The 18,149-nt window shown below is 67.7% G+C and carries 20 protein-coding genes; 5 read left to right on the top strand and 15 right to left on the bottom strand.

What is annotated here, in order from left to right; genetic code table 11:
• Window positions 1-3: 3 nt before the first annotated feature.
• The 12 genes from Y590_RS01360 to Y590_RS01305 all read right to left on the bottom strand — a co-directional run bounded on the left by Y590_RS01360 (window position 4) and on the right by Y590_RS01305 (window position 10,327).
• Window positions 4-582: a hypothetical protein gene (locus tag Y590_RS01360; RefSeq protein ID WP_060768315.1), complete on the bottom strand. Its 579-nt coding sequence runs from the start codon at window positions 580-582 to the stop codon at window positions 4-6.
• A 44-nt stretch (window positions 583-626) separates the two neighbouring features.
• A complete protein-coding gene (locus Y590_RS01355; protein ID WP_060768314.1) occupies window positions 627-866 on the bottom strand; it encodes a hypothetical protein in 240 nt (79 codons plus the stop codon).
• Window positions 867-961: 95 nt separating this feature from the next.
• Window positions 962-1,999 (bottom strand): formate dehydrogenase subunit gamma, encoded by a 1,038-nt coding sequence (locus Y590_RS01350; RefSeq protein ID WP_060768313.1) that lies wholly within the window; start codon window positions 1,997-1,999, stop codon window positions 962-964.
• Between the two features lie 156 nt (window positions 2,000-2,155).
• On the bottom strand, window positions 2,156-2,752 hold the full coding sequence (gene fdh3B, locus Y590_RS01345) for a formate dehydrogenase FDH3 subunit beta (protein ID WP_003605051.1): 597 nt from the start codon (window positions 2,750-2,752) through the stop codon (window positions 2,156-2,158).
• A gap of 17 nt (window positions 2,753-2,769) precedes the next feature.
• Entirely contained in the window at window positions 2,770-5,712 is a 2,943-nt protein-coding gene (locus tag Y590_RS01340) for a formate dehydrogenase subunit alpha (RefSeq protein WP_060768312.1), read from the bottom strand.
• Window positions 5,713-5,719: 7 nt separating this feature from the next.
• Window positions 5,720-5,965 (bottom strand): formate dehydrogenase, encoded by a 246-nt coding sequence (locus Y590_RS01335; protein ID WP_003601742.1) that lies wholly within the window; start codon window positions 5,963-5,965, stop codon window positions 5,720-5,722.
• A 76-nt stretch (window positions 5,966-6,041) separates the two neighbouring features.
• Complete coding sequence (locus tag Y590_RS01330) at window positions 6,042-6,677, bottom strand: TorD/DmsD family molecular chaperone (RefSeq protein WP_060768311.1); 636 nt, start codon at window positions 6,675-6,677, stop codon at window positions 6,042-6,044.
• A gap of 87 nt (window positions 6,678-6,764) precedes the next feature.
• Window positions 6,765-7,475, bottom strand: coding sequence for a DUF3306 domain-containing protein (locus Y590_RS01325; protein ID WP_060768310.1), 711 nt, complete (start codon window positions 7,473-7,475; stop codon window positions 6,765-6,767).
• Window positions 7,472-7,990 carry a DUF3305 domain-containing protein gene (locus Y590_RS01320; RefSeq protein WP_060768309.1) on the bottom strand — a complete coding sequence of 173 codons (519 nt, stop codon included), beginning with the start codon at window positions 7,988-7,990 and terminating at the stop codon, window positions 7,472-7,474. Before Y590_RS01320 ends, Y590_RS01325 begins: the two co-directional genes overlap by 4 nt.
• 8 nt (window positions 7,991-7,998) lie before the next feature.
• Window positions 7,999-9,009 (bottom strand): DUF6352 family protein, encoded by a 1,011-nt coding sequence (locus tag Y590_RS01315; RefSeq protein ID WP_060768308.1) that lies wholly within the window; start codon window positions 9,007-9,009, stop codon window positions 7,999-8,001.
• Window positions 9,006-9,572 (bottom strand): DUF6505 family protein, encoded by a 567-nt coding sequence (locus tag Y590_RS01310; RefSeq protein ID WP_060768307.1) that lies wholly within the window; start codon window positions 9,570-9,572, stop codon window positions 9,006-9,008. The genes Y590_RS01315 and Y590_RS01310 overlap by 4 nt, the downstream gene beginning before the upstream one ends.
• Complete coding sequence (locus tag Y590_RS01305; RefSeq protein ID WP_060768306.1) at window positions 9,569-10,327, bottom strand: biotin/lipoate--protein ligase family protein; 759 nt, start codon at window positions 10,325-10,327, stop codon at window positions 9,569-9,571. Before Y590_RS01305 ends, Y590_RS01310 begins: the two co-directional genes overlap by 4 nt.
• A 182-nt stretch (window positions 10,328-10,509) precedes the next feature.
• Here Y590_RS01305 and Y590_RS01300 point away from each other — a divergent pair, with 182 nt between their 5' ends.
• The 3 genes from Y590_RS01300 (at window position 10,510) to Y590_RS01290 (ending at window position 14,426) form a co-directional block, all read left to right on the top strand.
• Window positions 10,510-12,507, top strand: coding sequence for a 4Fe-4S binding protein (locus Y590_RS01300; protein WP_060772103.1), 1,998 nt, complete (start codon window positions 10,510-10,512; stop codon window positions 12,505-12,507).
• Window positions 12,508-12,723: 216 nt separating this feature from the next.
• Window positions 12,724-13,650 carry an ABC transporter ATP-binding protein gene (locus Y590_RS01295; RefSeq protein WP_060768305.1) on the top strand — a complete coding sequence of 309 codons (927 nt, stop codon included), beginning with the start codon at window positions 12,724-12,726 and terminating at the stop codon, window positions 13,648-13,650.
• Window positions 13,647-14,426 carry an ABC transporter permease gene (locus tag Y590_RS01290; protein WP_060768304.1) on the top strand — a complete coding sequence of 260 codons (780 nt, stop codon included), beginning with the start codon at window positions 13,647-13,649 and terminating at the stop codon, window positions 14,424-14,426. Before Y590_RS01295 ends, Y590_RS01290 begins: the two co-directional genes overlap by 4 nt.
• Before the next feature lie 24 nt (window positions 14,427-14,450).
• Here the strand turns inward: Y590_RS01290 and Y590_RS01285 are convergent, their stop codons facing one another.
• Both Y590_RS01285 and Y590_RS01280 read right to left on the bottom strand, forming a co-directional pair.
• Entirely contained in the window at window positions 14,451-14,915 is a 465-nt protein-coding gene (locus tag Y590_RS01285; RefSeq protein WP_060772102.1) for a hypothetical protein, read from the bottom strand.
• Between the two features lie 138 nt (window positions 14,916-15,053).
• The gene (locus tag Y590_RS01280) at window positions 15,054-15,830 is read right to left on the bottom strand and encodes an alpha/beta fold hydrolase (protein WP_060768303.1); all 777 of its coding nucleotides are present in this window, start codon (window positions 15,828-15,830) and stop codon (window positions 15,054-15,056) included.
• 139 nt (window positions 15,831-15,969) lie between these two features.
• On the opposite strand from Y590_RS01280, the gene Y590_RS01275 reads away from it, so the two are divergent.
• The gene (locus Y590_RS01275; protein WP_060772101.1) at window positions 15,970-16,797 is read left to right on the top strand and encodes an FkbM family methyltransferase; all 828 of its coding nucleotides are present in this window, start codon (window positions 15,970-15,972) and stop codon (window positions 16,795-16,797) included.
• Between the two features lie 98 nt (window positions 16,798-16,895).
• The gene (locus tag Y590_RS27515) at window positions 16,896-17,414 is read left to right on the top strand and encodes a YcxB family protein (protein ID WP_083530724.1); all 519 of its coding nucleotides are present in this window, start codon (window positions 16,896-16,898) and stop codon (window positions 17,412-17,414) included.
• Here Y590_RS27515 and sfsA read toward each other — a convergent pair.
• A complete protein-coding gene (gene sfsA / locus Y590_RS01270; RefSeq protein WP_060768302.1) occupies window positions 17,353-18,117 on the bottom strand; it encodes a DNA/RNA nuclease SfsA in 765 nt (254 codons plus the stop codon). The two genes, Y590_RS27515 and sfsA, sit on opposite strands and share 62 nt — an antisense overlap.
• Window positions 18,118-18,149 lie beyond the last annotated feature (32 nt).

Below are 18,149 nucleotides of genomic sequence, written 5' to 3'. Positions count from 1 at the left end.
TTCTTACGGCTGGAAGAACTTGAGATCCAACGCCGCGAGCGCGAGCAGGGGCGGGGGGAGAACGACGCCGGCCACGCGCATGGACCGGGCGGCTTCGCGGCAGGCGGCGAGATCGTTGGCGCCGGCCGCGGCTTCGAGTTTCTCCACCGTGGCGGGGTCCGGCTTCGGGGCCGGCGCGGGCGCCGCCGGGGGAGGGGGATTCTTCGCCGCCGCGTTCGCCTTGGCGTTCGGGTTGTCCGCCGGATTGCCGGTCGCGCGGCTTGGTGCGGTCTCGTTGACGGCGCCGCTGAGGCCCGACGTCTTCTGAGGCTCACCGCCATCCGCCGGCTTTCCGCCCTCGGTCTTGCCGGAGGGGTTCGAGACGGCGGTGGCCTGCTGCGGAGGCGTCGCCGCGGCCTTGTTGGCCGGCTCCGGCTGCTTCACGAACGTGACCAGTTCCTGGCAGAGATTGGCCGGCTTGCCCGAAGCCTGCTGCGCAGCGGGCGCGCTCGGGCTTGCATCCTGGGCCATGGCGCTGCCCGCGAAAAGCGCGCAGGCCGCGAGGCCGCCGGCGAGGTGCCGGATGATCGGCGAAGGCTTCATCGGGCTCACTCCCCCATCCTCGTTATCAGGTTTCTCGAGTTCGCTCAGGAGCGCTTCGGGTTCGAGGCCTCACCCTCGGCCTTGCCGTGGGGCTCGCCGTTGTACTCGTCCGGCTTCGGATCGCCGTTCCAGCGGGGACCGACGAGGTTGGTGCCGGGCTCCGACACCCGCGCCCCGGAGGTCGCGAAGGCCTGATAGGCGAACTTCTGGTTGCTCGTGAGCGCGAACATCGCCAGCACCCCGAGGGCGATGGCGGCCATCACGGCGGCGAGGAAGGCTTTCATGGTCGTGTCTTCCCTGGAGGCCTCGGGCCTCGGTCAGCGCAGGTGGTCTTGCCCTTGGACGGGGGACCGGCCTGCGCCGCCGGTCTCCCCTCTCATCACTCCGCGGGGGCGGGATGCCCTTTGAGCTGTGGGCCGCTGCCGGTGCGCGCCTGCTCCTGCTCGACCCAGAGGTCGTGGTGCGCGCGCGCCCAGGCGAGATCGACCTTGCCGCTGCCCATGGCGTCGTAGGCGCCCTCCATGCCCAGCGTGCCGATATAGATGTGGGCGAGGATGCCCGCGATGAAGACGATGCCGATCACCGAGTGGATCACCTGCATCACCTGCATGCCGTTGATGTCGGTGAGCGCGAACGGGAACAGCATCATCAGGCCGGTGGCGGCCATGGCGGCGCCGAATCCGGCGACCATCCAAAACACACCCTTCTGGCCGGCATTGAAGCGGGCGGCATGGGGATGGCCCTTGCCGATGAAGCCGCCGCCGGCCTTGATCCAGGCCCAATCGACCTTGTTCGGGATATTGTCCCGGATCCAGAGGACGAACATGAAGGCCACGCCGAGCATGAACGGCCATGCGAGGTAGACGTGGCTGTACTTCGCCCATTGCGCGATCGCGCCGAACGCCTCCGGCCCGATCAGCGGCATCAGCAGCCGCTTGCCGAAAATGTAGTTCAGGCCCGACAGCGACAGGATGATGAAGCATACCGCCGTCATCCAGTGCGTGAAGCGCTCGAAGGCGTTGAAGCGCAGGATCTTCTTTCCCGATTCCTGGCTGTGGTCCATCATGATCCGGCCGCGGAACAGGAAGAACGCAGCCAGCGCGGCGAGCATGCCGAGGATGGTCAGCGCACCGATCCACGGCAGCCAGCGCTCGCGGAAGTTCTGATACTCGCGACCCTGCGGCTGGATCAGGTTGGCCGACTTGCCGTCGGGGATCGAGACCCGGCCGCGGATCTTGGATTCCTGCTTGAACAGGAATTCCTCGTTGACCGAATCCGCGGTGGGCCGGGCACCCATCGGGTTCTGGCCGTCGGCCTGGATCGGGTTCTGCGCGAAGGCAGGCGCAAGCGCCGCCGGGCCCGCGACGAGCATCGCTGCCAGGATGAGAGTGTTGAGGAAGGTCACTGCCCGCCGCATCGGCGTTCCTTTCCGTATCCTTGTCGAGACGCCGCCGAGCCTGCGCACGCCGTTTGCGTCCCACCCGACCCCCCTCATCCAGAGGTGCCGCGCTGCGGCCTCGGAGGAGGTCGGGGGTGGGACAACGGTTCGAGGGCGATGCCCTCGAACCGAGCGTTAGATCGCGACGGTCTCGCGGTAGGCCGTCTTCCAGCCCCAGGCGCCGGAGCCGTAACCGCGTTTGATCACCCGCTGCTTGTAGATCTCGGCGATCATCTCGCCGTCGCCCGCGAGCAGCGCCTTGGTCGAGCACATTTCGGCGCAGAGCGGCAGCTTGCCTTCGGCCAGGCGGTTCGAGCCGTACTTCTCGTACTCGGCGGTCGAGAAGTCGGGCTCGGGGCCGCCCGAGCAGTAGGTGCACTTGTCCATCTTGCCGCGCGAACCGAAATTCCCGACCCGCGGGTACTGGGGCGCGCCGAAGGGGCAGGCGTAGAAGCAGTAGCCGCAGCCGATGCAGATGTCCTTGGAGTGCAGCACCACGGCATCGGCCGTGGTGTAGAAGCAGTTCACCGGGCACACCGCCGCGCAGGGCGCGTCGGTGCAGTGCATGCAGGCCATCGAGACCGAGCGCTCGCCGGGCTTGCCGTCGTTGAGGGTGACGACGCGGCGGCGGTTGATGCCCCACGGCACCTCGTGCTCGTTCTTGCAGGCCGTGACACAGGCGTTGCATTCGATGCAGCGGTCCGCGTCGCAGAGGAACTTCATCCGGGCCATGGTTCAGGTCGCTCCTCTTACGCCGCTGCGATCTGGCACAGGGTGCACTTCGTTTCCTGCATGCCCGTCACAGGATCGAAGCCGTAGGTCGTTACGGTGTTCACGCTCTCGCCGAGCACCACCGGGTCGGTGCCCTTCGGGTAGAAGTCGCGCATGTCCTTGCCCTGGTACCAACCGGAGAAGTGGAAGGGCATGAACGCCACGCCCTTGCCGACGCGGTCGGTCACCAGCGCCTTGACCTTTGTCTTGGCGTTGTTCTCGGCACCCGAGACCCAGACCCACTGACCATCCTTGATGCCGCGGGCGGCGGCATCGCCGGTGTTGATCTCGACGAACATGTCCTGCTGCAGCTCGGCGAGCCACGGGTTCGAGCGGGTCTCCTCGCCGCCGCCCTCGTATTCCACGAGTCGACCCGACGTGAGGATGATCGGGAAGTCCTTGGCGACGCCGCGGTCCACCACCGACTTCTGTACCGAGAAGCCGATATTCGGCATGCGCAATTGCCGCTCGTCGGGCCGGGTCGGGTACTTCGCCACGAGTTCGGGGCGGGGCGAGTAGACCGGCTCGCGGTGCACCGGCACCGGGTCGGGCAGGTTCCAGGCATTGGCCCGGGCCTTGCCGTTGCCGAAGGGCGCGACGCCGTGGTCGAGACAGACGCGCTGGATGCCGCCCGAGAGGTCGGTCGCCCAGCTCACGGTGTCCGGCTTCTCACCGCCGATCTTGAGAATGGTGGCGAGTTCGTCCGGGGTCAGGTCCTTGTCCCAGCCGAGCTTCTTGAACACCCCGAAGGTGAATTCCGGGTAGCCGTCGGTCAGGTCCGAGCCCTTCGAGAAGGAGTTCTCGGCGAGCAGGGTCTGGCCGTTGCGCTCGGTGCCGAACCGCGCGCGGAAGCCGCCGCCGCCGTCCTTCACGTGGAGGTTGGTGTTGTAGAGGATCGCCGAGCCGGGATGGCGCAGCTCCGGCTTGCCCCAGCATGGCCAGGGCAGGCCGTAATAATCGCCGCCGACCTCCGGATCGTCCTTCGGGGCGCGCAGCGTCACGAGGTCGAACTTGTGCTGATTGCGCATATGCGCCTTCAGCCGCTCCGGCGATTGGCCGCAATAGCCGGTGGACCAGCCGCCGCGGTTGATCTCCCGCAGGATGTCTTCCGCTTCCGGGGCGCCGTTGACGATCTTGATGGTCTTGCAGAGCTTGTCGGCGAAGCCGAGCTTCTGTGCGAGGCGGTAGAGGACCTCGTAGTCGCTCTTCGACTCGAAGGCCGGCTTCACGATCTGCTCGCCCCACTGGATCGAGCGGTTCGAGGCCGTGCGCGAGCCGTCCATCTCCAGCGAGGTGCAGATCGGCAAGAGGTAGGTGTTGTCCTGCCGGGCATCGAGCGCCGCGAAGGTGGTCGGATGCGGATCGGCGACGACCAGCAGCTCGAGCTTGTTCATGCCGTCGATGGCTTCGGGCATGCGGGTGACGGTGTTGCCGCCGTGGCCGAACACCATGAACGCCTTGATCGGGCTGCGCTGGTCGATCTGCTCGGGCGGCAGGTTCACGGCATCGAACCACCGGGTCGAGGTGATGCCGGGCGCCTCCATGTTTTCCTTGCGGGTGCGCGCCTTGCGGCCGTCCTTCGCCGGAACCTCATCGAAGCGCGATTGCAGCCACTCGTACTCCACGTCCCAGACGCGGGCCCAATGGCGCCAGCCGCCCTCGACGAGGCCGTAATAGAGCGGCAGCGACGTCACATCGAGGCCGAGATCGGTCGCGCCCTGCACGTTGGTGTGGCCGCGGAAGATGTTGGCGCCGGTGCCCGGCTTGCCGACATTGCCGGTGGCCAGGCAAAGGATGCACAGCGCGCGCACGTTGGCGGTGCCGACCGTGTGCTGGGTCGCGCCCATGCACCAGATCAGGGTCGCCGGCTTTTCCTTGGCGAACTTTTCCGCCACCCGGCGGAGCTGCTCGCCCGGCACGCCGGAGACGCGTTCGACCTCGTCGGGCGTCCACTTGGCGACTTCCTTGCGCACGTCGTCCATCGCGTAGACGCGCTGGGCGATGAACTCCTTGTCCTCCCAGCCATTCTGGAAGATGTGCCAGAGGATGCCCCAGACCACCGGGATGTCGGTGCCGGAGCGGATCCGCACATACTCGGTGGCGTGCGCCGCGGTGCGGGTGAAGCGCGGATCGATGACGATCATGTTCGCGCGGTTGATCTCCTTGCCCGACAGCACGTGCTGCATGGAGATCGGGTGCGCCTCGGCCGGGTTGCCGCCGAGGATGATCATCGTCTTGGCGTTGCGGATGTCGTTGTAGGAATTGGTCTGGGCGCCGTAGCCCCAGGTGTTGGCCACGCCCGCCACCGTCGTCGAGTGGCAGATGCGCGCCTGATGGTCGATCGAGTTCGTGCCCCACAAGGCCGCGAACTTGCGCATCAGGTAGGCGGCCTCGTTGGTGAACTTGGCCGAACCCAGCCAGTAGACCGAATCCGCGCCGTTCTTCTCACGGATCTGGATCAGCTTGTCGCCGATCTCTTCGTAGGCCTGATCCCACGAGATCCGCTTCCACTGCCCGCCTTCGAGCTTCATCGGGTACTTGAGGCGGCGGTCGGACGAGACCAGCTCACGGATCGCCGCGCCCTTGGCGCAGTGCGTGCCGCGGTTGATCGGGCTGGCATAGGACGGCTCCTGGCCGACCCAGACGCCGTTCACGACCTCGGCTGTCACCGTGCAGCCGACCGAGCAGTGGGTGCAGACGTTCTTCTTGATGACCGTGTCCGGCCCGACGGCGGACGAGCCGGCGGCCTGCGCCTTGCGCACCGAGCCGAGCTGGATCGTGCCGGCCGCGGCGAGCGCGCCGGCGGTCAGCCCGGACTTACGGAGGAAGGCACGGCGGTCGAGCACGCCCGCGGCGAGGCCGGCGGCGACGGCTTGGTGCTTGGTGCGAGCAGCGTCGCCGCTCTTGCGCTTGATCAGCATGGCAGCCTCACTTCGGACCGGTCGAGGCCGGATCGGTGTTCTTCTTGAGCGTCTCGTAGCCGTTGGTCCGGTAGAACGCCTTCACGTGGTCGCTCTCCCGGTAACGGGCCTTGGTCTCGTCGTTGCCGGGATCGTAGGCCTGGGCCTCGGTCGCCCCCATCGGCGAGGCGACGGCGGCCGCGGCGGCCACTGTGCTGCCGCCGAGCGCCCGAAAGAACTGGCGACGACCGAGCGTCTTCGGATCCTGTCGCATCACCCTCATCTCCTTCGGCGGCTGCCTGCTTTGGGACAACACGCCTCGATTCCATTTGTCACGACGGAGCGGCCCTTCAGCCTTCCATGGCGAAGGCTTCCGCCTCGATCTCGATGAAGGCGCGTCCGAGTCCCCCGACCGCGCGGTAGAACCGGCCCGCCTTCGCCGTTTCCAGATCCGCGAAGAAACGGTCCGCCCAGGGTTCGACGTGCCGGGCGAAGAAGCGCGCCTGCATGCCGGGCTCCGCCTCGAACCGCCCGGCCGCGAGTCCGGCCATCACCTCCAGAAGGATCGCGAGATGATCCTCCGGCTCGCTCATCGACTCGTCCCGCTCGATGCCGAGCGCGGCGAAATCTTCGCGCACGCGGGCGAGCGGACGCTCGTTGAGGAAGCCGGTGAGGTAGTAGGAGGCGTAAGGCAGAAGCTCGCCGCGGCCGACGCCGATGAACAGCGCGAAGAACTCGCGCTCGACGGCCTCCGTGTCGGTCTCGTCCGCCGCACGGCGCAGGGCCGCGACCTGCCGGCCCAGAACCCCGTCGCCCTCCTTCAAGGCGGCAAGCGCCGCGAGCAGCGTCGAACCCGGTGCACGGCCAAGCAGCGCAGCCAAGAGATCGTATTGCTGTGCGCGCAGGAGGTCGATGTCGTCCGGAACGCCGACGACTCCAGACACCTCATCTCCCGGAAGTGCCATCACCGACGCGACCGAACCCATCGTTTCCCTCGGGCCCATCTGGAGGACCGCTTGTTTGGACCGATAATAAAAAGCGTTTGGCTTCGCCGCAATCGAAATGCGCGTGAATTACGAGGGCATCGCCCCACCATGGCGCCGCAGGCGAGGCCGGGGGAGGGCGGGTTGTACGACTTCAGGGGCCTCTATGGCGGCAATCGCGACCGGAGCGTGCAGGTCCGGCATCGGGAGCGGATCACCGTCGGTTGCAGGGTCGGTCTCGGGTTCTGGAGGCGCCGGGTCAGAGATCTCCGCGGCCCTCTCCGATGACGCCGTCGGAGCGTCCTGCCGCTCAGTATCCGGTTCCTCCTCCGCCGCGACGGGGACACCGTCGATGATCCGCTTCAGCATCGCCTTCACGTCGTCGGTCGGCAGGAGCGGGCCCATGCCCGGCACGCCGCCCGGCGTGTTCCAGTCATAGGCGTATTCCCGCGCCTCGCTGACGAAATCGCGGATCGCCGGGTCGAGCGACCACATCCGCCGCAGGGCCGCGTTGCGCAGAGCCGTCGGCACGCCGGCCTGGAGGAAGGCGGTGAGATCGGTCTCCGGCGTCAGGGCGTCGAGGGAGGGGAGCCGCGCCAAAAGATCGTCCGTCCCCGCCTCCGGTTCGTCGCCGGCAAGGGCGAGAGGCTGCGGCGCGGATGATTCCTCGCCGTTAGGCGCCTCCGCCCTGAGAGCGACCTCTGCCTCGGGCCGATCCGTGATCGCGGGCGCAACGGTTCGCTCGGTGGCGCGCACGGCCTCCTTGCGGCGGGCCCAGCGAGAGAGGAAGCTGCCGCTCATTCCGGCTTCCCCTGCCTGCCCGGCGCGCGGCGCGCCAAGGCCTCGGGGTCGGCGCGGTCGCGCTTGCGCTTCTCGAACTTGCGCTCGATGTGGAAGGCCTCGAAGAAGGCGAGCAGCTTGGCCTGCACCTCGGGCGGCATCGGCACCGCCTCGACGATCTCGCCGATGCCCTCGGCCATCGATTCGCCCTCGTAGGGATCGGCGGTCACGCTCGCCACCGTGTAGGTGTCCTCCGCCGTGGCGTGCAGCGTGACCCAGAGCGAGGGACGGCCGGAGACGAGGTTGTCGCGGTAATGCGCCGTCTCGGCGATGTGCAAAGTGACCTCGTGGGCGCCCGCGTAGAAGGTCGCCTCCTCCTCGGTCTCGGAGAGCTGGGTCCAGGGCGCGGTCTCCGGCGCTGCCGGAAGAGCCTCGATCGGCATCCAGGCATGGCTCGCCCACGGCCCTTTCAGGCGGCGGCGCGCCACGATGATGCCGACTTCGAAGCGGTCTTCCGGAATCTGTTCCGGCGTCATGTCCGACCTCACGCGGCGGCCCGGTCGGAGGCCAGCGGCAATCCGACGACGAGGTTCTGTGGCTTGAACTGCACGGTCTTGTCCGGCGTCATGGCGAGCAGGAGGTAGACCGGCCGCTCGCCGACCCGCAGATCGACGCGGGCCGGATCGGCGAAGGTGAGGCTGAACACGGCGATCACCCGCTCGCGGGCGGCGTCGTCCAGCGCTTCGCCGCGCCAGAGCGCGTTGCCGATCCGCGTACCCTCCGCGTCGAGCCCGACGAACCAGCGCCAGTCGGGATCCTCCAGCCGGTCGAGGGGCGCGACCGTGACCTCAGCATTGAGGAGGTGACGCACGAAAGCTTCGATCGCCCGCGCCAGCCCCTCCCGGCTTCGGCCGCTGGTGCCGAGGTTCAGCGCCATGGTGAAGGCGTCCGAGCGGCTCCAATAGGTCCAGGCGTTCTCCTCGTTCAGCACGTCGAGTTCGCTCGCCGCCTCCTTGCCGAGCATCGTGACCAGGGGCGAGAGCGCCGCGCCGCCCTCCCGCGCCTCGATCACCTCGGCGTCCGCCAGCAGCACCGCGCCCTCGTGCAGGCTGGCGCGCTGCGAGCGGAAGAACAGTTCGGCGGCGCGTAGCACGAACGGGTCTTCGCAGCCGTCGAGCGCATTGCGCAGGATGAGATGCACGAGTTGGGTCAGGAACAGCCCCGGCACGCCCTGCAACCCGCCGCGCACGAGTGCGAGATAGGCCGCCTCGACCGAGCGTGCCGTGAGCAGCCGTTCGCGGAAGGCCAGCATCACCTCCCAGTTCTCCCGCGCATCCGCGTCCGCGATCTTTTGGAGTTCGCCGCCCGAGACCGGTCGGCGCGGATCGCTCAGAAGGCTGGCGTGCAGCGCGCGTTCGGCGATGCAGGCCTCCTCCGGCGGCACCAGTTCGGGGCGCGCGAGATAGGCGAGGATCAACTCGTCGGTGACGGCGAGGCCGCCCCCTTCCGTGCGCTGCGTCAGATGGTGGCCGCTCGAAACCCAGAACTCGGTCATGCTCTCTCAGCCCCCGCGGAGGCGCTGCTCAAAAGTCCCACGAGGTCGGCCTGTTCGTCGGGCCCGTCCTCGTCGGTCTCGACGAAGTGGAAGGCGCGTCCGTGCAGCGGGTCCGCGCCCGGTGCGCGCTGGTGCAGGGTGCGGAATTCTTCCGCGATTTCCCCATCCTGCGCGCTTCGGTGCATGGCCACGACGCTGCCGACCGGCAGATTGCACAGCGAAGCCGCGACCTCGATCTCCTCGCGCGCGGCGGCGCGGGCCGCCTCGCGATCCGGCGCGCCGAAGCGCTCGTGGATGTGGCGGGCGAGATCCTCGATCGCCGCCTCGCGCTCGGCATCGCTCGCCTCGCTGACGACGACGAGGGTCGAGAAGCCGAGCGAGCGCACGCCGACGAAACCGGAGCGGAACGCCGCCCGCTCCTTGCCCGCAAGCGCGGAGAGGTCGGCATCGAAGAACAGGAACGAGCCCGTCACCGCCCATTCGCCGGCCTCGGCGGCCCGCGCGAAGACGAAGGTATCGGAGGGGTCGAGCCGCAGGGTCCGCGGCAGCTTGCCCGCACTCACAGCCGCACCGTGCCGGTGGCCGGGTCACGCCAGGAGGGGGAGATCAGCGCCGGCCGCAGCTTCAGCGTTTCGCAACGGCCGTCGGCGTGGACGAGCCGGGCATCGCCGCTCGGCTCGATCGTCGCCCGCGCGCCCGGCGGAAGGGTGAGGCGGGTGAGATAGCGGCCCGTCGAGCGCGCGGCGCCGTCCTCGTCCCAGATCTCGAACGCCTTGGTGAGATGGCGGGCGAAGCTCTCGACCAGGGGTTCGCGCAGATCGTTCGGGAAACCCTCTTCCTCCAGGGAGGTCGAGTCGGGCGTGAGGCCGGGGTCGCCCGCATCCCGCTTCGAGGCGAGCAGCATCGCCGAGAAGACCAGCCAGTCCGGCGTCTCGGTCTCGTCGCAGCCTTCGGGCCAATGCAGCGCGCCGCCGCCGAGACGGGCGCCGTTGAAGCTCAGCGTAGCGGGCCACTGGAACGTCACCGGGATCTCCGGCGGCCCGAACGCGCCGACCGCGTCGGCGAGCGCCTGCATCCCGACGAAGACGGCACGCCGCGCCGTGGCCAGCGGCTCGGTCGGCGCCAGCACCACCGCGAAGGCGATGACGTCGTCGCGCTCTTCCATGAGGAGGGTGGCGGCGTCGGCCTCGCCGCTCTCCGCCATCCGGCAGGCCAGCCCCGCCGCAGAGCCCGCCGCGACGAGACCGGTGAAGGCCGGCGGCAGGACGAGCGGCGCGAGGCGCAAGCCCGGCGATCCGATATCGAGGGGGAGGGTCATAGGCGGTCTCGGGCGGGGCACGGTCCTGGGAAGAGTACCTGCGCCCGCATGTCCGTTCGTCGTTTTAGAATGATACGAGTATAGGGAAGGCAGGCTTCCGCGCGAAGGCCCTCGCGCTCCCAATCGTCTCAGGTTCAATCGTGTCCGATCGTCTCGTGTTCGCCTGTTCCTGCGAGAAGACGATGCCGCTCGATGTCGCGGCCCTGGAAAAGGGTTGCGGCACCCGCGTGCGCACCGCCGACCAGCTTTGCGGTCGGGAGCTCGACCGTTACCGCGAGGCTCTGGCGACGGGCTTGCCCGTCACGGTCTCCTGCACGCTCCAGGCGCCGCTCTTCGAGGAAATCGCCGCCGAGATGGATGCGGAGGAGCGCGTCACCTTCGCCAAGATCCGCGAGACCGCCGGATGGTCGTCTCAGGCCGAACGGGCCGGTCCGAAGATGGCGGCGCTGCTGGCCGCGGCCGCGGAGGCGGTCCCCGTTGCCGGTACGGTGCCGTTGGAGAGCCGCGGCGTCGCCCTGATCTACGGGCGCGACGAGGCCGCCATCGAGGCCGGGCGGCGCTTGGCCGAGCATCTCGACGTCACCGTGCTCCTGAGCCGGCCGGGTGAGGTCGCGCCGCTCCATCGCAACGAGTTCCCGGTGATCCGGGGCACGGTGCGCGGGGCGACGGGCCATCTCGGCGCATTCGACCTGCGCATCGACGACTACGCCTTGCCGGCGCCGTCCTCGCGCACCCACCTCGTGTTCGGGGCAGGGCGCGACGGGGCGGCCTCGACCTGCGACCTGATCCTCGATCTGACCGGCGGCACGCCGCTCTTTCCCGCGCACGAACTGCGCAGCGGCTATCTGCGGGCCGACCCGCGCGACCCGGCGTCGGTCGAGCGCGCGGTGATGGCGGCGTCCCACCTCGTCGGCGAATTCGACAAGACGCGCTTCATCGATTTTCGCGGCGAACTCTGCGCCCATTCCCGCTCGCGCATCACCGGCTGCACCCGCTGCCTCGACGTCTGCCCGACCGGGGCCATTGCGCCGGCCGGCGATACGGTGGCGATCGACCCCTATATCTGCGCCGGCTGCGGCAATTGCGCCGCCGTCTGCCCCACGGGTGCGGCGAACTACGCCCTGCCGCCCGCCGACGCGCTGATGCGCCGCCTGCGAAGCCTGATGCGCGCCTACCGGGCGGCTGGCGGTGCGGACGCGGTGGTGCTGTTCCACGACGGCGACCATGGCGAGCCGTTGATCGACGCGCTCGGCCGCTACGGCGAGGGCCTCCCGGCCCACGTCCTGCCGGTGCGGGTCAACGAGGTGACGCAGTTCGGCCCCGAGGTTCTCGCCGCCGTGTTCGCCTACGGCGCGGCCGGGGCACGGGTGCTGGTGCGCGAGCGCCCGAAGCATGACCTCGACAGCCTGCACCGCACCGTGGCCCTCGCCCGGACGCTTGCCGACGCCCTCGGCTACGGTGCCGGCACGGAGGCGCCGACCGTCGCCCTGCTCGAGACCGACGACCCCGATGCGCTCGGTGCGGCGCTCCGCTCGGACGTTCCCGGCCGTGGGACCACGGTGCCGGCCGGCTTCGTGCCCGTCGGCGGCAAGCGCGAGATGCTGCGCCTCGCCTTCCGCGAGATGCACGCCGCGGCCCCGACGCCGGTGGCCGCGGTGCCGCTGGCGGCCGGGGCGCCGTTCGGCGGGCTCGCGTTTCGCACGGAGAGCTGCACACTCTGCCTCTCCTGCGTCGGCGCCTGCCCGACCCACGCGCTGTCGGACAGCACCGACCGGCCGCTGCTCGCCTTCGAGGAGAGCCTGTGCGTGCAGTGCGGTCTATGCGCGGCCACCTGCCCGGAGGACGTGATCAGCCTGAAGCCGCAGATCGACTTCGAGGCGTGGGGCGAGCCCCGCCGGATCGTGAAGGAGGAGGAGCCGTTCTGCTGCATCACCTGCGCCAAGCCGTTCGGTACCCGCGCCACCATCGAGCGGGTGATCGGCAAGCTGCGCGAGCGGCACTGGATGTTCTCGGGAGAGGCCGGCGAGCAGCGCATCCGCTCGCTGATGATGTGCGACGATTGCCGCGTCGAGTCGGCGCTGACCCAGGGGTTCGACCCGCACGCCGTGCCGCCGACGAAACCGCGGACCACCGAGGATTACCTGCGCGAGCGCGAGGCCGCGGAGCGGCTGCAGAGCTGACGACAAAAAACGACCTGCCTTCGGTTGAGGGCAGGTCGGGCAGGGGATCAATTGTCGCAGGAGAACAATTCGACAAACCCTGGGGCGCGCTCCGGTTCCACGGGCTGCCCGTGAAGAATGGGAGAAAACGGCGCGACATGTAACCGACGGCCGCAGGGTTCACCGGTTCGAGCGCCGTGCTATAGGGCGCGCCCCACCCGCCAGCCCCGAGCCCCGATGCCCCCGATCGTCTCGATCGCGAACCTGTCGAAGGTCTACGCCTCGGGGTTGCATGCCCTGCGCGACGTCAACCTCGACATCGCCAAAGGCGAGATCTTCGCGCTGCTGGGGCCGAACGGCGCCGGCAAATCCACCCTCATCAATATCGTCTGCGGCATCGTCACGCCGAGCACGGGCCAGATCCGTGTCGGCGGCCACGACATCCTGAGCGAATACCGCGCCGCGCGCCGAATGATCGGGCTGGTGCCGCAGGAACTCACCACAGACGCCTTCGAGAAGGTGTGGGACACGGTGAGCTTCAGCCGCGGCCTGTTCGGTTTGGCTAAGAATCCGGCCCATGTTGAACGGGTGCTCAAGGACCTCTCTCTCTACGAGAAGCGCGAGAGCCGCATCATGCAGCTCTCCGGCGGCATGAAGCGCCGGGTCCTCATTGCCAAGGCGCTCGCCCACGAGCCGCAGGTGCTGTTCCTCGACGAGCCGACGGCGGGTGTCGATGTGGAACTGCGCCAGGACATGTGGCGCCTCGTCCGCCGCCTGCGCGAGCAGGGCGTCACCGTCATCCTCACCACCCACTACATCGAGGAGGCCGAGGAGATGGCCGACCGGGTGGGCGTGATCCGCAAGGGCGAGATCATCCTCGTCGAGGACAAGGTCGAGCTGATGCGCAAGCTCGGAAAGAAGCAGCTCATCCTGCACCTGCGCGAGCCGGTCACGACCCTGCCCGAGAACCTCGCGCGCCACGACCTTCACCTCGGCGAGGACGGGCGCAGCCTCGTCTATACTTACGACACTCGGCGCGAGCGCACCGGCATCACCGGCCTGCTCGGCGAGCTGGCCGATGCCGGCATCGCCTTCACCGATCTCGATACCAGCCAGAGTTCGCTCGAAGACATCTTCGTCGATCTCGTCCGCGAGCGCGCATGATGGGCGTATCCATGCTGAACGTCCCGGCGGTCCTCGCCATCTACCGTTTCGAGATGGCCCGTTTCTGGCGCACGGCCCTGCAGAGCATCGTTGCGCCGGTGATCTCCACCTCGCTCTATTTCGTGGTGTTCGGCGCCGCCATCGGCTCGCGGATGCAGACGGTCGACGGCGTTCCCTACGGCGCCTTCATCGTGCCGGGGCTGATCATGCTCTCGCTGCTGACGCAGAGCGTCTCGAACGCGGCCTTCGGCATCTACTTCCCGCGCTTTGCCGGCACGATCTACGAACTGCTCTCGGCGCCGATCGCGCCGTTCGAGGTGGTGCTCGGCTATGTCGGCGCGGCGGCGACGAAGTCGATCATCATCGGCCTCATCATCCTCGGCACGGCCTCGCTGTTCGTGCCGCTGCACATCGAGCACCCGGTCTGGATGGTGTTCTTCCTGCTGCTCACGGCGCTCACCTTCAGCCTGTTCGGCTTCGTGATTGGCCTGTGGGCGGACGGGTTCGAGAAGCTGCAACTGGTGCCGCTCCTCATCGTCACGCCGCTGACATTCCTCGGCGGCAGCTTCTACTCCATCGACATGCTGCCGCCGTTCTGGCGCGCGGTGACCCTGTTTAACCCGGTCGTCTACCTCGTCAGCGGCTTTCGCTGGGCCTTCTTCGGCAAGGGCGACGTGGCGGTCGGCGTCAGCATCGCCGCGACGCTGGCGTTCCTCGCCCTGTGCCTCGGGTTCGTGACCTACATTTTCCGCACGGGGTATCGGCTGAAGAGCTGAATTCGGACAGGGGTGCCGATCCGCTCAAAGCGGCCGCACGGCGTCGAGCGTCAGCGTCCGGGCCGCCGCCCCGCACCCGAGAACGCGCACGGACACCGTCTTGCCCGCGCTCAGCATGGTTTCGAGGGATTGCTTGACCGCGCCGTTGGTGGCGGCGTCGAGAGTGCGATAGCCGTCCTCGACGTTGATGAACGTCCGCTGGCCGGATTTCTCCTCGAGGATGACCGACTCGAGATAGAGACCGTCGCGGCCGAACGCCCGCTTCACGACCCGGCCCGTCAGCTTGGCCGGAAGGCAGCCTTCATCGGTCGAGAGGTTGCTTAAGCCGACGACCTTGCCCGCGGCATAGGTGAGTTTCGGCTGCGCGAGCGCCGCGCCGCCGAACACCAGCAGGAGGATCGCGAGGACGATCAGAATGCTGGCGAGCGCATCCGCCACCACCGAGCGAAGAAGGCCGTCCGCGGCTGTCTGCGAAGTCCGACCCGACATGGCCCATTCCTCAAGAATGGTCATAGCTTAGGGGCGGATGGGGCTCCGGGCGCAGTCCGTCAAACGATCTACCACCAATAGGCTGTTCGGGCCCGCTCGGGAGACGGCGGGACAGGCTCTGCCCCGTGAAGCGTGCCGCTACGGCCGCTGCTCCAGGAACTCGAGCACGCCCTTCCGGTGCAGTCGGTCGCCGACCGCCGTCGAGTGGTCGCGGTTCGGCAGGTCGAGGCCGCGGGCGTTCGGCAGCAGCTTCGCCAGTTCCGGGCCCGAGCCCGCCACCGTATCGAGCGTTCCGACCGAGACCAGCGTCGGCGTCTCGATCGCCGAGAGTTCGGCCCGCGAGAGGGTCTGGCGCGAGGCGCGGATGCAGGCGGCCAGCGCCCGCAGGTCGCTCTTGGTCTGCTCGGCGAAGGTGCGGAAGGAGGCGGCCGTCGGGTTCGGCGCGGGCGCGCCGGGGGGCGCTTCCAGCGCCTCGGCGATGCCCTGCGGCAGGCCGCGCCCGTCCACGAGGTTGAACCCGAGCCCGCCGATCAGCAGCGAGCGGACCTCCGCCGGGTAATCGAGCGCCATATGCGCGGCGATGCGTGCGCCCATGGAATAGCCCATCACATCCGCCCGCTCGATGCCGAGATGGCGCAGCAGCCGCACCGCGTCGCCGGCCATCTGGTCGGAGGTGTAGGCAGCGGGCTCGTAGAGCTTCTCGCTCTGCCCGTGGCCGCGGTTGTCGAGGGCGACGACCCGGTAGCCGGCCTCGGTCAGGGTGCGGACCCAGAGCGTATTGACCCAGTTCACCGCGTGGTTCGAGGCGAAGCCGTGGATCAGGAGGATGGGATCGCCGCTGCCGCCGGAGGCGTCTTCCTTGGCCGGTACGTCGATATAGGCGATCTGCACGCCGTCGGAGTCGAAGCTCTGCATCCCGATGTCTTCGGGTGCCGGGGCGCCGTTGTCAAAGGCAGCGATGGTGCTTCGTGCGACAACGGACGGCGTTTGGCGCGTCGCGCTCGATCGCGCCCGACTTGCCGCGGCTGCGCCGGGCTGGCATCACCCCGGCACGATGACGGACACCTCGCCCTACGGCACCTACGCCCCCACCGGCCTCGTTGCGCGGATCGCGGAGCGCACGCAGAAGCTCCCGGAGCATTCCTGGCGCGCGCGGCGGATGGCGATGTTCCTGCGCCGCCTCGCCATCTCGATGATGCGCGGCCGGCCGCTCGACGTCGAGCGCTACGGCGCGCGGATGCGGCTGCACCCCTACAACAACAACTGCGAGAAGAAGGTGCTCTTCACCCCGCAGTTCTTCGATCCGCAGGAGCGGGCCTTCCTCAAGGAGCGCTTGCGCGAGGATGCGGTGTTCCTCGATATCGGCGCCAATATCGGCGCCTACGCCCTGTTCGTGGCGGGCTTCACCGGCCGGCGGGCGCGCATCCTCGCGGTGGAGCCGCAGCCCGACGTGTTCGACCGGCTGACCTTCAATATCGGCCAGAACCCGTTCGGCACGGTGAAGGCCATCGCCTGCGCGGTGGCCGACAAGTCCGGTGAGTTGACCCTGTTCATCGATCCGCGCAACCGCGGCGAATCGAGCGTGAAGATCGTCGGCACCCACAAGAACGCGACGGTGCGCGTGCCGGCTGTGACGCTGGTGGAGCTGTGCCGTTCGGAAGGGATCGAGCGCATCGACGCGATCAAGCTCGATGTCGAGGGCGCCGAGGATCTGATTCTGGAGCCGTTCCTGCGCGATGCACCGGCCTCCCTGCTCCCGTCGGTGCTCGTCATCGAGAACGGTGCCGACCAGTGGCAGATCGACCTGCCGAACCTGCTCCAAAAGTACGGCTACCGCCAGATCGCCCGCACGCGGCTCAACCTGATGTTCGAGCGGCACTAATTTAAACTTTCCGAATTTTGTCTCATTTTATACTGTTGTTCTGCCAAATTGCATGGCACGATGAGAAGTGCTTTGCCGATAAAGGTGATTTTTGCGAGATGCCTATGTCAGGTGGCGAAAGGGCAGGGTTCGATAGAATTGGACCTTTTACTATGAGTAAGGTCGATGCGATCGTTACTAATTTCTTCGGTCGTTTTGGGGGCGGTCCCATATCGATAAAAGCGAAGATAATATTCCTTATTATAGTAATTTCTATCTGTGTGGCGCATGGGATCGCATTCGATTTATGGTTTATAACTTTTGCAGGTTTTATGACTGTTGCCTTTTCTTTTGTGTTTCCCGCTGTTTACGCGGTCAGCTATGCTGGCAAAAGTTGTTCTGTATATTATAAAGACGATGGTATTGGCATAGACGGTTCTGATATCAATATATTGTATAAGTGGGATATGATCAAATCATATATAAAATCAGATCGTGCCTTATACATTTATCTGCATGTCGGTGGCGCTATCATTGTCCCCACGCATGCCACGACTGACGAGAACATGAATCGACTCATATCAGTCCTGAAGTATCATCAATCAACGGGATCGACGACGTATCCGTCGCCAGCGTGAGGATCGGGACGGGCGCATCGATCGCCACACCTTCCGGCCCCACCGTGCAGGTATAAGCATAAGCCTCGACGCCGGCCGCCAGCGCTGCCCGGAATGCGCGATCGAAGGCCGGGTCGATGTCGCGGGCGACGTCGAAGGCGTCGGCCCGCATCTGGATCACCACGATCAGCATGGCCCGTCCGCCCGCGGTGACGACGCCGGCCAACTCCTCCATGTGGCGGGCCGAGCGGGCGGCCTTGCAGTCGGGAAACTCCGCGAGGCCTGCCTGCCGCATCAGGTGGCAGTTCTTCACCTCGACATGGCAGGGCGGGAGGCCGCCGCCGCTTGCCAGGAAATCGACCCGGCTCGCCTTGCCGTAGGCGACTTCCGGCCGGAGCGTCTCGTAGCCGATCAACGGCGCCAACTTGTTCTCGCGAAAAGCCTCGGCGACGAGGGCATTGGGCCGGGCCGTGTCGATGCCGACCCATTGCGGCCCGCCGGGCAGCTCCGCCTCCACCAGCTCCCACGAGAACCCGAGCTTTCGCGAAGGATTGGTCGAGGGCGAGAGCAGAACGCGAAACCCTTCGGCGTTGAGCCCCAGCATCGCGCCGGGGTTGGCGCAATGCGCCGTCACCGTCGTTCCGTCGGGAAGCTGCACATCGGCGAGGAAGCGCTTGTAGCGCCGCACGAGGCGCCCTTCGATCAGGGGAGTGGGGAAACGCATCGTGGGCCGGGGCGGAACGAGGGGCTTTCGCT

The organism is Methylobacterium sp. AMS5 (genome assembly GCF_001542815.1).
In the GTDB taxonomy this organism is placed as follows: domain Bacteria; phylum Pseudomonadota; class Alphaproteobacteria; order Rhizobiales; family Beijerinckiaceae; genus Methylobacterium.
The sequence above is the reverse complement of the archived record's forward strand: the minus strand, read 5'-3'. Positions and strand labels throughout refer to the sequence as shown.

What these genes read in the sequence shown, in the direction of transcription:
- Y590_RS01315 (WP_060768308.1), bottom strand. Translation starts at nt 9,009, where the DNA reads ATGACCGAGTTCTGGGTTTCGAGCGGCCACCATCTGACGCAGCGCACG.
- Y590_RS01350 (WP_060768313.1), bottom strand. Translation starts at nt 1,999, where the DNA reads ATGCGGCGGGCAGTGACCTTCCTCAACACTCTCATCCTGGCAGCGATG.
- Y590_RS01280 (WP_060768303.1), bottom strand. Translation starts at nt 15,830, where the DNA reads ATGCAGAGCTTCGACTCCGACGGCGTGCAGATCGCCTATATCGACGTA.
- Y590_RS01330 (WP_060768311.1), bottom strand. Translation starts at nt 6,677, where the DNA reads ATGGGTTCGGTCGCGTCGGTGATGGCACTTCCGGGAGATGAGGTGTCT.
- Y590_RS01335 (WP_003601742.1), bottom strand. Translation starts at nt 5,965, where the DNA reads ATGCGACAGGATCCGAAGACGCTCGGTCGTCGCCAGTTCTTTCGGGCG.
- Y590_RS01360 (WP_060768315.1), bottom strand. Translation starts at nt 582, where the DNA reads ATGAAGCCTTCGCCGATCATCCGGCACCTCGCCGGCGGCCTCGCGGCC.
- Y590_RS01295 (WP_060768305.1), top strand. Translation starts at nt 12,724, where the DNA reads ATGCCCCCGATCGTCTCGATCGCGAACCTGTCGAAGGTCTACGCCTCG.
- Y590_RS27515 (WP_083530724.1), top strand. Translation starts at nt 16,896, where the DNA reads ATGCCTATGTCAGGTGGCGAAAGGGCAGGGTTCGATAGAATTGGACCT.
- sfsA (WP_060768302.1), bottom strand. Translation starts at nt 18,117, where the DNA reads ATGCGTTTCCCCACTCCCCTGATCGAAGGGCGCCTCGTGCGGCGCTAC.
- Y590_RS01275 (WP_060772101.1), top strand. Translation starts at nt 15,970, where the DNA reads ATGACGGACACCTCGCCCTACGGCACCTACGCCCCCACCGGCCTCGTT.
- fdh3B (WP_003605051.1), bottom strand. Translation starts at nt 2,752, where the DNA reads ATGGCCCGGATGAAGTTCCTCTGCGACGCGGACCGCTGCATCGAATGC.
- Y590_RS01320 (WP_060768309.1), bottom strand. Translation starts at nt 7,990, where the DNA reads ATGACGCCGGAACAGATTCCGGAAGACCGCTTCGAAGTCGGCATCATC.
- Y590_RS01355 (WP_060768314.1), bottom strand. Translation starts at nt 866, where the DNA reads ATGAAAGCCTTCCTCGCCGCCGTGATGGCCGCCATCGCCCTCGGGGTG.
- Y590_RS01300 (WP_060772103.1), top strand. Translation starts at nt 10,510, where the DNA reads ATGCCGCTCGATGTCGCGGCCCTGGAAAAGGGTTGCGGCACCCGCGTG.
- Y590_RS01305 (WP_060768306.1), bottom strand. Translation starts at nt 10,327, where the DNA reads ATGACCCTCCCCCTCGATATCGGATCGCCGGGCTTGCGCCTCGCGCCG.
- Y590_RS01340 (WP_060768312.1), bottom strand. Translation starts at nt 5,712, where the DNA reads ATGCTGATCAAGCGCAAGAGCGGCGACGCTGCTCGCACCAAGCACCAA.
- Y590_RS01285 (WP_060772102.1), bottom strand. Translation starts at nt 14,915, where the DNA reads ATGTCGGGTCGGACTTCGCAGACAGCCGCGGACGGCCTTCTTCGCTCG.
- Y590_RS01325 (WP_060768310.1), bottom strand. Translation starts at nt 7,475, where the DNA reads ATGAGCGGCAGCTTCCTCTCTCGCTGGGCCCGCCGCAAGGAGGCCGTG.
- Y590_RS01290 (WP_060768304.1), top strand. Translation starts at nt 13,647, where the DNA reads ATGATGGGCGTATCCATGCTGAACGTCCCGGCGGTCCTCGCCATCTAC.